The following is a 12,623-nucleotide window of genomic DNA, read 5'->3' as shown; positions in this document are numbered from 1 at the left end:
ATTATCAACCCTCTAAAAACAATGTATTATGGGAAAAATTTCAGAAATCATGCTATTGAAGCAACCGAAACAATCCGCTTTGGCTGTTGAAGTACAAACAGATATGAACGGAATGTCGGAAGCTATCGGGAAGAATTTTGTAAAAATAGACTCTTTATTTAAGGAACAGGGTGAAGTCACTACCGACATCCCCTACGTTGAATATCCCAACTTTGAAAGTCTGACGGAACAAAATATCAGAATGATTATTGGTCTAAAGTCAACCAGAGAGTTACAAGGTGAAGGGGATATACGGTCTATAACGATACCAGAAAAAAAAATAGTTTCCTGCCTACATAGAGGAACTTACAAGGAACTGGCTGCCCTGTACAACGAGATGATGGAATGGATAAAAAACAACGGTTACAAACCTTCGGGAACATCCATCGAATATTATTACAGCAATCCTAACGTACCCGAAGAAGAACAAGTGACGAGAATAGAAATGCCACTATTATGAATGTTTTCTTCATCTAGTTATTTCTTTCTTCCTATCAATAACTATCGAAGATACATTCCAGTTTTCGTTTAACTTAAGTCAAACTAACGCTTGACTTAAGTTATTCTTTCGCTTGACTTAAGTCAAACGAAAACTCATTAGGTAACGAAAAAGATATTCCATTCAAGGAAAACAACTAAAAACAGCATAGCGGCAAATTACTTCTTATGCGCTGAAGTACCCCACAAAACAGATTAAACACAACAGATACAGACATCATTTTTGTATCTTTGCCGGATACAGAATAAACATGAAAAAAGATATGTCGGGCTTTCGCAAAGTACGATATCTCCCTCGTCCAGGAAAACTTTTCCGGATAAGTCCAATCCCTGTTGTGAGCCATGGGTAATCAGAATATTATCTTTATCGAAAGCCGTGCCCAAACGTTCGTTCATCCGGTTGGCAATCCATTCGCGCAAAGGGGCATAACCTTCTGTTGTAGTATATTGGAGCGCTTTCGTACCTGCCTCTTTCAATACGATCTGATTGATCTCATTGATTTCATCTATCGGAAAAAGTTCCGGAGCAGGCAGACCACCTGCAAACGAAATCACATCTTCCTGTTCGGTAACTTTTAATATTTCTCTTATTTCCGAAGCCTTTATATAAGACATTCTTTTAGCAAAATTCAACTTCATAACCTTTAAGTATATTAGGAGATTAAAACAACACTGCAAAGTAAATCAAAAAAGAAAGACGAGAACAGATACACTTTTTTATATATTGACAGGTACAGATGACTGACTTTTCAAAGGATAAGTATATGAAGTTAATCTCCCCGATTGCTTATTTCGTCATGAGTAATCAGGGTATTCGTCGAATAATCCTATACGGAACCTTGTTAAATGAAATGTAGATATGGAGGACTGGGAAAAAGTATTAAGAATAGAATGTCAGGGCATCACCCCGACTGAAATCTCAAAGGCATTACGTGCCATCAACATTTATGCACAGGAGCTGGAATGAAACAGAGAGAAAGCTAGTAATGAGCTAATAACGAGGCAGGTCTTTTACTTCCTCATAATATTTTTCCACTCCAACCTCTTGCATCCGTTTGTTGATGGCTACAAATCTCTTGTATAAATGCTCATCAAAGCCTGTATTCTCACAAGGAAAGCAGCTACACTGGAAGCAATAATCCACTTGCTTCTCCTCGCTGCATGCACGAACATTACAGGTTTTAAACAACTTGCATTTTTCTTTCCTGCACCCTTGACAAGTTGCCACGGATAAATGATCCAAAAACTCTTTAAAATCCGCATACTTTGCAAAAACAGGCTCATTAAGCATCTCTACGAAACGTTGCGCATACACCTCAAAATTGCCTAACGACTTCTTGAGTTCATTACTGTGGTAAGAAATATCTCCATCGGCAAAAGCAAAGCACTTTCCGCAATGCAGTCCACAAGGGGCAATGCGCCCCTTAATAAATTCACTATCCATCTTTTCCATTGTCATTCCTCAATGATTAATTCCATTTGTATATCTCCCCTCTCATAATATGAACAAACATTTTTCTATCCAGTCTCCAGCAACATCCTTTTTTCCTCTTTTATATACACTAAATATCTATCCGATGTCATCACCTATTGCAAAAAATTTAATTATTATACGCAGATATAGATTGATTTCATATTCTCCGTATATTTTGCGGTAAATATATCGATTATTCTCCGCATTTTATACTAATTATCAATCAAATCATTGACTTTAAATAGTAATCAGTGAGCAAACCAAAGTTCTACTTAGCAATGAAAAAAGATTATCCATGCAAAACGAGGCTTTACTGGTAAAAGAGGAAATTCCTCATTCTGTATAGAAGGACAGTCAGGATATAGCTGTAATGTTAGGCATATCTGTGAAATAGCCAATGCTTTGTACATTGGCTGTTCTAATCTGTATGCAAAATATTCCCCTGTATTTTTCCCAATATCTTGGGAAACTGCCAGAAGAATAACAAAGTACAACAAATTGCCGCCGTCGCATCAGATATTGCTTCAGCCGCATATACACCGGTTACTCCCATATAGTGCGGCAATATCAAAGCCAATGGAATCAGTAGAATCACTTTGCGCAGCAAGGCAATGAAAATAGATATTTTTGCTTGTCCCAAAGCTACAAACATATTTTGGCAGGCTCGCTGTAATCCGAAGATAGTCATACCGCCCAAGAAAACAGGCATTGTCCAGCGGACTGTTTCTATCAGTCTTTCATCACTTGTAAAGGCGGAAGCTACTGTTGAGGGGAATAGAATCATAAACAGCATCAACAGTAAGTTAAATGAGAACATGGTTATCAATGCGACACGGAAACAGTCTCTGACACGTTGTTTATCGCCATGCCCATAATTATAACTCACAATAGGAACAAAACCTTGCGCAAATCCGGTTAATGGGACACTCGCAAATTGCATCGCACTTTGCAGGATGGTCAATGCACTGACATAAATATCTCCAAAATCTTTCAGACTGCTGTTCAGAACAAAGCCAACAAGGCTTTCGGTGCTTGCCATAATAAACGGTGATACACCCAAAGCAAATATAGAAAGTATGATTTTCCGGTTCAACGTCATGTAACGTTTTTCCAAAGGGAGAGAGGCGTGTCGGGAGAAAAGGAAAGTTAAAACCCACACGGCACTACACGCCTGTGAAAGTACTGTAGCCAGGGCTGCGCCTTTTACTCCCATATCAAGCCAAAAGATGAAAATCGGATCGAGGACGATATTCAACAGTGCTCCTATTAATACCGAATACATGGCGATAGCAGGCCGTCCCTGTGCATTGATAAAAGAATTCAGCCCTGTGGATATTTCTACGAAGATAGTTCCCAATAAATAGATAGAGAGATAATCGACTGCATACTCTAATGTATTTTCCGAAACTCCTGTAAAGAGTAGAATCGGCTCCATAAAGGTATATGCGATGAGAGAAGTAAACAAGGTGAATAGGATCAGCAAGATAAAACCATTACCCAGAATTTTTCCGGCACGTGAACGGTCACCTTGTCCGAGTGCGATAGCCGCTAAGGGCGCGCCGCCGCCTCCCACTATCGCTGAAAAAGAAGAAATCAGTATAACAAGAGAAGTCGTTACTCCTACACCCGCCAATGCATCCGTACCAATCCCAGGGATATGACCAATATAAATACGGTCGACCATGCTATAAAGCAAATTAACGAATTGCGCTGCCACTGCCGGAAGTGCCATTTTAAAGATTAGTGGCAACATGCGTTCTGTTCCCAGCCGTTCTTCGTATTTATTTGCCATTCTAAACTTCTTTTTCTAAAATTCAGCCACATTCTTAAAAACAGCCCAAGGTGTCTGCTTATAAGATTGCACAGATCCTTTTGGTATCCAAAGCGTAATACTACCTTTTTCTATCAATTGGCCGAATGTCCGGCTAGTTATTTGAGGAGGCGTCACATTCAAACTATAAATAGCAGTCAGGCTATCACACCGGAAAAATGCGTCATCTTCTACTTTTTGTAATTTAGATGGAAGAAAAACAGTCGATAGTCTATTGCAGCCTGCAAAAGTCCTGGAGATTATTTCCACAATACTTTCAGGAAGCTTGACCGATCGAAGCAACGGACACTGGGAAAAAGCATATCGGGGAATTTTCTTTAGCTGACCGGACAACCGGACATCACGCAAGAAGAGAGCTTCATTAAAAGCATAAGACCGCAAATAACTGACACTACCGGGCATGATATAAAGGGAATCTGATTTATTAGCCGGATAATAAACCAACATAGTCGAATCTTTAGAATAGAGTACCCCCTCTTTCGCCATAAACTCGGAGTTTGAAGGAGATACTGATACGGATTGAATAGAGAGACATCCTTGCCATGCGTTCGGGTAAAGCACTTTCGTCTGTGAAGGAATTGACATCTGCCGCAGAGATTTACAGTCAGCAAAAGCTGCTGGTTGAATCTCCAATGTTTGATCGGGAAGAATTAATTCTTTCAGATGGATGCAATTCCTGAAAAGATGGGTGCTTATAGTATGAGCGGAAAGATAATATTGAATATAATAATCGTTTCCATCCTTTACAAACTTCCATGAATGATTCCGATAATCCCTGTCTCCTTTAAGCTGGCATAACAATTCCCATTCTTTATCATCCATTGTTTCGAACTTAAAAGTCCATGACTGCATACCGGAAGGATTTCGCCGGCTGACCTTCTTTACAAACTTCATTTTAGTGAGATTTTCCTTATAATAAGGATTCACAGAATCTGCCACAATTTCTGTTTTCGACAAATCCAGTTTACAGAGTTCCCCACCATCTTCCCAAACAGAACGAATAGCTCCTGCCATCTTCCGAAGCAGGTAAAAGTCTTTCCCATTCAATTTTCCGGTAACAGTCAGTGAGGTCAGCGTCCGGGCTTCTTCATCGGATATATATTGGCACAAATCACCCGGTTGCTGTAGATTGACCGTTTTATGTTTCTCCTGCAGAAGTCCGCAAGGACGTATGTTTACAATCACATCATCGAATATTTGAAGTTTATCTGCTTTAGCTCCGAAAACAGACAATTTGAAATAACCATCCATAGCGCCTCTCCATCCCCAATTGATATGAAAATAATCGTCGGCAAACCCATCACAAACAAAAAAATGCGACAACCCGCAACATAACACCGGACGTTTGGCCTCCAGTTCCCGGTAAAAGAGTTGTTGTAGTTCCACTCCCGACAATTCATTCTTTCGTATATACCGGATGGAAGGATGATAACCAAAATTCTTATGAAGTGCCATAGTGATCGGTTTCACATAACCGGTGGTTGTCTCCGGCGAGAATTTGGCTGCTGCCGCAACTGCACAATAATACAATAACCGGCTGACACTCTCTGAAGCATCGGTAGATTCTTGCAAATCGTATTTATTCTTTATAGAATTCCAATCAATATGTAATGAATCGTAATCAGCAGTGAGAGAATAACTCTTCCCTCTTTCATCGGTTTGGATATAAGAGCTTTTACCCGTTCCACGCAAAGGGTATTCATAGTATTTCATAATTTGCCCTACGGAGACAGCGGTACACCCTGCCAAATATTTCTTCCCATTGCCATCCAACGGCATTCTGTCATTATAGGGACTCCCCTGCCCCCACGAAATACCTTGCAGCAAAGGCTGGCAAACAGAGTTCTTTCGCTGATAATAAATAATAGTATCTCCCGCAGCAAACCGCGTTCTGTCTTCCTGCCATTCTATAATCTCATGACTGTAACTGTCCAACAGTTTCTTCATAGTACCATTCTGCAAATTGACTCTCCCGAACGGAGAAAACGCCAATATAGGAGAAGGCAAGCTATCATCCAAACCTACTATCACAAAGCCTACCGCCCGGTTTTGAAAAACGTAATTGACCACACATAATTGATTCAGTTCCGAAATTGCACGTTCGCATTTATCAAGAATATTTTCCCGGTTAGAGAACATGAATTTGTCAGCAATCCGAATAGCTTCCTTATGGTCAATCGGAGCTGCTTCTACCACTGTTGAAAACAAGACAGCCTGAATGAACCATAAAATAAAATGAACTTTCTTCATATAATATTTCAATAGATTAACCGAAGTCTCCACTTGTCTGATTTCGATCAAACACCTATAATTAGATTTATTTCATCAGTTCGTCGATTTTGCCACTCATTATATGAGGCAAATATCGGGTAATCTTCTCAATATTCCAGTTCCACCATTGCAACTCCTGCAATCTATCAACCGTGTCTTTATCAAAACGCATCCGGATTTCCTTTGCGGGCATTCCTCCCACTATCGTATAAGGAGGAACATCTTTTGTAACAACCGCCCGTGACGCAATGATTGCTCCGTCCCCAACATGTACACCTGCCATGATAACAGCTTCATAACCAATCCATACATCGCTTCCAATCACTATATCTCCTTTATTATCCCAAGCCGAAGCGACGTCTTTCTTGTCCAGCTGCCATTCTTCAAAGAAGATGGGAAATGGATAATTTGATAAAGAATTCAAGGTGTGGTTCGCACTGTTGAAAAGAAACTTAGCCCCACAAGCAATGGAACAGAATTTTCCTATCACTAACCGGTCTCCATTAACAGGATAATGATACAAAACGTTATTCTTCTCAAATTGAGTCGGATCATTAACAAAATCATTGTATATCGTATAGTCGCCTACAACAATGGCAGGATTCCTGACAACAGCGTTCAGGTAAACAGTCTGATAGTCATTACTGCGCGGATATATCTTCGTATTCAGGATCATTACTTCTTCATTAGGTTGAACATTATCTGACAAATGTACAAGATTATTTTCATATCCCTGTATGAAAGATGGGAATTAACGCTAAAATGTTCCCACTAAATATGTATTCCATATTGATGCTTCACTTCTGCCATCACAAATGTACTTTCCAGTGATCCCAAACTATCAATCGTCCCCAACACATTCAGAATAAACTCCTGATAATATTTCATATTGGGAGCGTGAATCTTCAACAGATAATCATAACTTCCCGATATGTTATAACATTCGGTTACTTCAGGAATATCCTGTATGATCCGTGTAAACTCTGCCGCTATATCCCTGTTCAGACGTCTAAGCTTCACACTGCAGAACACGACAAATCCCTGATTCAGTTTCTCCGCATCCAATACGGCAATATACTTCTTTATATAACCTCCATTCTCCAACCGTTTCAGGCGTTCAAAAACAGGAGTTGAAGAAAGACTCACCCGCGCAGCCAACTCTTTCGTTGTCAATCGGGCATTCTCTTGCAAAGTACGGAGTATTTGCAAATCTACTTTATCCAGCTTATCAAAAGTATCCATAAGAAAAATATTCTTCTAAAAGGTGATTTTCAGGAATAACGCAGTTACATTATTCCATATAACGACACAAAAATAGCATTATTTTCTATATTTCACCTATATCTTGTTCGATATATCTACATCTCATAACTTTGCAAGAAAATAAAGGAAGAATATAAACTTAAAAAACATACGATTATGGCAACAAAGAAATTACACTTCGAGACTTTACAGGTTCATGTAGGACAAGAACAAGCAGACCCGGCAACAGATGCCCGCGCAGTACCTATTTACCAGACCACCTCTTATGTATTTCACAACTCCGCCCATGCAGCCGCACGCTTCGGCCTGCAGGACCCGGGAAACATCTACGGCCGTCTGACCAACTCCACTCAAGGAGTCTTTGAACAACGCGTAGCCGCCCTTGAAGGAGGGGTAGCAGGACTGGCAGTCGCTTCGGGTGCCGCTGCCATTACTTATGCTTTCGAGAATATCACTCGTGCAGGCGATCATATTGTAGCAGCCAAAACCATTTACGGAGGAAGTTATAACCTACTGGCTCATACCTTGCCCAGCTATGGTATCACAACAACATTCGTTGATCCAAGCGATTTGTCGAACTTCGAAAAAGCTATTCAGGAAAATACAAAAGCCATATTTATCGAAACTTTGGGAAATCCAAATTCAAATATCATTGATATAGAAGCAGTGGCAGAAATTGCCCACCGCCACAAAATACCTTTGATTATTGATAACACATTCGGAACTCCGTATTTAATCCGCCCCATCGAACACGGAGCAGATATCGTAGTACATTCCGCAACAAAGTTCATTGGCGGACACGGTTCCTCATTGGGAGGAGTCATTGTAGATTCAGGAAAATTCGACTGGGTAGCTTCCGGCAAATTCCCACAACTGACCGAACCTGATCCATGCTATCATGGCGTACGCTTCGTCGATGCAGCCGGTCCGGCTGCCTATGCAATCCGCATCCGTGCCATTTTGCTGCGCGACACAGGAGCTACCATCAGCCCATTCAACGCTTTTATCCTGCTGCAAGGCCTGGAAACTCTTTCCTTACGTGTAGAGCGTCATGTAGAAAATGCATTGAAGGTAGTGAATTTCTTAAACAATCATCCAAAAGTGAAGAAAGTGAATCACCCGTCATTATCCAACCATCCCGACCATGCACTGTATCAACGTTATTTCCCGAACGGTGCCGGTTCTATCTTTACTTTCGAGGTAAAAGGCGGACAAGAAGAGGCACACCGTTTCATCGACAGTCTGGAGATTTTCTCCCTGCTGGCCAATGTGGCCGACGTGAAATCATTGGTGATCCACCCGGCGAGCACTACCCATTCGCAGCTCAATGAGCAAGAACTAGCCGAACAGGAAATTTATCCGGGCACCGTACGCCTATCCATTGGAACAGAACATATTGATGACCTGATTGCGGATTTAGATCAGGCACTTGCCAAAATCTAACATTCAATCATTGAACTTTCCATGACTACGAGATGTTATACCTATATAACATTAAAAACATTGCAGTCATGGAAAAATATTTAATACACAGCAACGAACTGCATCTGATAGACGCAGAGAAAATCCATCAAGCTGTAGAAAAGATGGTGGAATCACTCGATTTAGCCGCTGGCTCAACTACGAACTTCGATCTCTATCAGGTTGTGGAAAACTACTTTAAAGATCTTGAGAAAAGAAGGAAAATCAATCATGTACTGGGGATCAAAGAAGATAGATATGAACTAGCCGAAGATTTCGGCATTAAATAAAAGAAAGAAATTTATTCAATCACACCAGACAAGTTTATCCAAAAACGAGGGAGTTACACTCAATGTGAAACTCCCTCGTTTTTTTGGAATAATCGGCGTATCATAATTAATTTCCCTGATGTACTGTAAGTTGCGGGAAAGGGAAGTTGATACCTTTTTCATTGAAGGTTTCATAAATCGCTTTATTTATATCGAAATAAACACCCCAGTAATCTCCGCTATTTACCCATACACGTGCCACTACATTCACACTGCTGGCGTCCAGCGCATGAAGAGCCACAAAGGGAGCAGGTTCTTTCAGGATACGTTGATCAACAGCAAGAATATCATAAACGATTTTCTGCACTTTCTCATAATCTTCTCCATAATCTACCCCAACAATCCATTCCACGCGACGAGTCACCTGATTACTATAGTTAGTTACCACTCCACTACTCATTGCACCATTCGGCACGTAAATCACTTTATTATCTGCAGTAGTCAAAATAGTATGAAAAATCTGTATTTCTTTCACTGTACCAGAAACTCCCTGACTTTCTATCCAATCTCCCACTTTATATGGCTTAAACAACAACACAATCAAACCTCCCGCAAAATTCTGTAAATTACCGGATAAAGCCATACCGACAGCAACACCGGCAGAAGCCAACAAAGCAGCAAACGAAGTTGTTTCAACTCCAAGAGCACCTACTACAGAAATGATTAACAGTACAGTCAACGTAATATTCACCAAGCTTTTTACAAAAGTCTTGATACTTATATCCACTTTTCTTTTATCCATCAAACGCCCGACAAACTTATTAAGCATAGAGATAAGGAAACGTCCGACGATAAAGACAATGACCGCAATCAGTATACGTTCTCCGGCACGAATACCAAAGTCTATCAGTTGTTGAGTAATCAACGAGAGTTTGTCCAATCCGTCAGCATTGGCAATCGCTTCTTTCATTAATTCATCTGCGGCCACTTGCACAGAATCCGCAGCTTGTGTTGCTTGTAATAATAGTAGCATAATTAAAATGTATATTAAATGAGTAAACAGTTATATTGCTATTTTAACAAAATACAAAGTTATATTGTTTTTAGTGAATCTAAAAGTTTTTTTTGCTTTCCTCCTGCAAAAGCAGTATTTTTGTAACCGATTCACTGGTAGGGGTGCCTTAACATGACGGGCTGAGAACATACCCATAGAATCTGATCCGGGTAATGCCGGCGTAGAGAACTAATTAGTAAGCAAGATGAAAAAAATTGTATGGATGGCCATCGCCTTATCGGGCGTAGGCATCACTGTTCATGCACAGACGAGTGTAAAGGATAGTATGAGAGTAGTAAACCTGCAAGAAGTGCAGGTAGTATCCACGCGTGCCACCGCCAAAACTCCCGTGGCATTCACCAATATAGGCAAAGCGGAATTGAAGAAGGTTAACTTCGGACAGGACATCCCTTATCTGTTAAGCATGACTCCTTCTACACTGACCACATCGGATGCAGGAGCAGGTATCGGCTACACGACTCTTCGCGTGCGCGGAACCGACGGTACACGTATCAACATCACGGTAAACGGCATACCGATGAACGATGCTGAAAGCCATAATCTGTTCTGGGTAAATATGCCCGACTTTTCTTCCTCCGTAAAAGATATGCAAGTGCAACGCGGCGCAGGTACGTCTACCAATGGGGCAGGTGCCTTCGGAGCCAGCGTTAATATGCAGACTGAAGGTGCATCCATGAAGCCGTATGCCGAATTCAACGGTTCATACGGTTCATTCAACACGCACAAAGAAACGGTGAAAGTGGGAACCGGTTTGCTCAATAATCATTGGACGTTTGACGCTCGTCTTTCCAATATCGGTACGGACGGATACATAGACCGCGCTTCGGTAGACCTGAATTCTTACTACCTGCAAGGAGGCTACTTTGCAGAAAACACATCTGTGAAGCTGATTGCATTTGCCGGAAAAGAAAAGACATATCACGCCTGGGGATACGCAACCAAAAAGGAAATGGAGGATTTCGGCAGACGCTACAACCCCTGTGGCGAGATGTACACCGATGCCAACGGCAACAAGCATTTTTATGACGACCAAACGGATAATTATCTGCAAAAGAATTATCAACTTCTCTTCAATCACACTTTCTCAACGGCTTGGAACCTAAACGTTGCCTTACATTATACCAAAGGTGACGGCTATTACGAAGAGTACAAAGACGGCAGATCCCTTATAGAATATGGCCTGAAACCATTCACAATTGATGGAACCGAAATAACCAAAAGTGATTTAGTCCGTCAGAAGAAAATGGACAACAAATTCGGCGGCGGCGTTTTTTCTCTCAATTATACAGTCAACAGGCTGAATGCGTCTCTAGGAGGTGGTTTGAATCAATACCGGGGCAATAACTTCGGAAGAGTTCCCTGGGTGAAGAATTATGTGGGCACTCTATCTCCCGACCATGAATATTACCGCAATAAATCCAAAAAGACCGATGGCAATATTTATCTGAAAGCAAACTACGATCTTACCAGAGGATTAAGCGCGTATGCCGATCTTCAGTATCGACACATCGACTATACCATTGACGGCAACAATGATAAATATGACTGGAGCGAGAACGCCCTGCGTCCACTGGCAGTAGACAAGAAGTTCGATTTCTTTAACCCGAAAGTAGGATTAAACTGGAACATCACGTCCAACCATCGCGTTTATGCCTCTTTCTCGGTTGCTCAAAAGGAACCGACCAGAAACAATTATACGGATGGCGATCCGGATTCGTATCCCAAAGCAGAAAAATTACTCGACTATGAAGCGGGATATACTTTCGCCAACCAATGGCTGACAGCAGGTGCAAACTTCTACTACATGGATTATACCGACCAACTGGTTCTGACCGGAGCTTTAAATGACATCGGTGAAGCACTGACCGAAAACGTGCCGGACAGTTATCGTATGGGAGTCGAGCTAATGCTGGGAATCAAACCGTGTAAATGGTTTCAATGGGATATAAACGCTACATGGAGCAAAAACCGCATCCAGGATTTTGTAGAAAGCCTGCCGGGCTACCATTATAATGAAGACGGCAGTTCTACTTCCCTCCCGACTGTTCAGATCAAGCATAAAGACACTCACATCGCTTTCTCACCCGACTTTCTATTTAATAACCGCTTCTCATTCATTTATAAGGGATTCGAAGCAGCTCTGCAATCGCAGTTCGTAAGCAAACAGTATATGACAAATGCGGAAGTAGAAGAATTGACTCTTGATAAATATTTTGTCAGTAACCTCAATCTGGCGTACTCCTTCCGTCCCAAGAAGGTGTTGAAAGAAGTCACGGTAGGGTTCACTGTGTACAATCTGTTTAATGAAAAATATGAAAACAACGGTTGGGCTTCGAGCGACTACACCGATACGGTGGAGAATCGGGGAAACTATGCTGGATATGCAGCGCAGGCAGGAACAAATGTCATGGGACATGTTTCTTTCCGCTTTTAATACCACGG

The 12,623-nt window shown here is 41.3% G+C and carries 10 protein-coding genes, 1 pseudogene and 1 riboswitch; of the genes and pseudogenes, 4 read left to right on the top strand and 7 right to left on the bottom strand.

The window, feature by feature from the left end; translation table 11 throughout:
* The first annotated feature begins 28 nt into the window (after positions 1-28).
* Positions 29-499: a GyrI-like domain-containing protein gene (locus DW173_RS19490; protein WP_120145029.1), complete on the top strand. Its 471-nt coding sequence runs from the start codon at positions 29-31 to the stop codon at positions 497-499.
* 296 nt (positions 500-795) lie between these two features.
* Here the strand turns inward: DW173_RS19490 and DW173_RS19485 are convergent.
* The 6 genes and pseudogenes from DW173_RS19485 to DW173_RS19460 form a co-directional block, all read right to left on the bottom strand.
* Positions 796-1,176, bottom strand: a pseudogene (locus DW173_RS19485) (aminotransferase class I/II-fold pyridoxal phosphate-dependent enzyme); the annotation flags it as partial.
* A 352-nt stretch (positions 1,177-1,528) separates the two neighbouring features.
* Positions 1,529-1,996: a DUF3795 domain-containing protein gene (locus DW173_RS19480; RefSeq protein ID WP_225450615.1), complete on the bottom strand. Its 468-nt coding sequence runs from the start codon at positions 1,994-1,996 to the stop codon at positions 1,529-1,531.
* Between the two features lie 433 nt (positions 1,997-2,429).
* On the bottom strand, positions 2,430-3,803 hold the full coding sequence (locus tag DW173_RS19475; RefSeq protein ID WP_120145028.1) for an MATE family efflux transporter: 1,374 nt from the start codon (positions 3,801-3,803) through the stop codon (positions 2,430-2,432).
* A 15-nt stretch (positions 3,804-3,818) separates the two neighbouring features.
* The gene (locus tag DW173_RS19470) at positions 3,819-6,092 is read right to left on the bottom strand and encodes a C10 family peptidase (protein WP_143241901.1); all 2,274 of its coding nucleotides are present in this window, start codon (positions 6,090-6,092) and stop codon (positions 3,819-3,821) included.
* Positions 6,093-6,159: 67 nt separating this feature from the next.
* On the bottom strand, positions 6,160-6,783 hold the full coding sequence (locus tag DW173_RS19465; RefSeq protein WP_049703611.1) for a CatB-related O-acetyltransferase: 624 nt from the start codon (positions 6,781-6,783) through the stop codon (positions 6,160-6,162).
* 101 nt (positions 6,784-6,884) lie between these two features.
* The gene (locus DW173_RS19460; RefSeq protein ID WP_004315247.1) at positions 6,885-7,355 is read right to left on the bottom strand and encodes an Lrp/AsnC family transcriptional regulator; all 471 of its coding nucleotides are present in this window, start codon (positions 7,353-7,355) and stop codon (positions 6,885-6,887) included.
* 177 nt (positions 7,356-7,532) lie between these two features.
* Here DW173_RS19460 and DW173_RS19455 point away from each other — a divergent pair, with 177 nt between their 5' ends.
* Positions 7,533-8,819 (top strand): O-acetylhomoserine aminocarboxypropyltransferase/cysteine synthase family protein, encoded by a 1,287-nt coding sequence (locus DW173_RS19455; protein WP_120145027.1) that lies wholly within the window; start codon positions 7,533-7,535, stop codon positions 8,817-8,819.
* Between the two features lie 68 nt (positions 8,820-8,887).
* Positions 8,888-9,127, top strand: a complete 240-nt coding sequence (locus DW173_RS19450; protein WP_004306417.1) for a hypothetical protein — start codon at positions 8,888-8,890, stop codon at positions 9,125-9,127.
* Positions 9,128-9,233: 106 nt separating this feature from the next.
* Here the strand turns inward: DW173_RS19450 and DW173_RS19445 are convergent, their stop codons facing one another.
* Entirely contained in the window at positions 9,234-10,139 is a 906-nt protein-coding gene (locus DW173_RS19445; RefSeq protein ID WP_008640739.1) for a mechanosensitive ion channel family protein, read from the bottom strand.
* A gap of 129 nt (positions 10,140-10,268) precedes the next feature.
* Positions 10,269-10,365: riboswitch (TPP riboswitch) on the top strand.
* Here DW173_RS19445 and DW173_RS19440 point away from each other — a divergent pair.
* A complete protein-coding gene (locus DW173_RS19440; RefSeq protein WP_120145026.1) occupies positions 10,366-12,615 on the top strand; it encodes a TonB-dependent receptor in 2,250 nt (749 codons plus the stop codon).
* Positions 12,616-12,623: the final 8 nt, after the last annotated feature.

Origin of the sequence: Bacteroides sp. AM16-13, assembly GCF_003602705.1 — a bacterium.
In the GTDB taxonomy this organism is placed as follows: Bacteria; Bacteroidota; Bacteroidia; order Bacteroidales; family Bacteroidaceae; genus Bacteroides; species Bacteroides xylanisolvens.
Note: the sequence above shows the minus strand (reverse complement) of the source record. Positions and strands in the feature narration are given on the sequence as shown.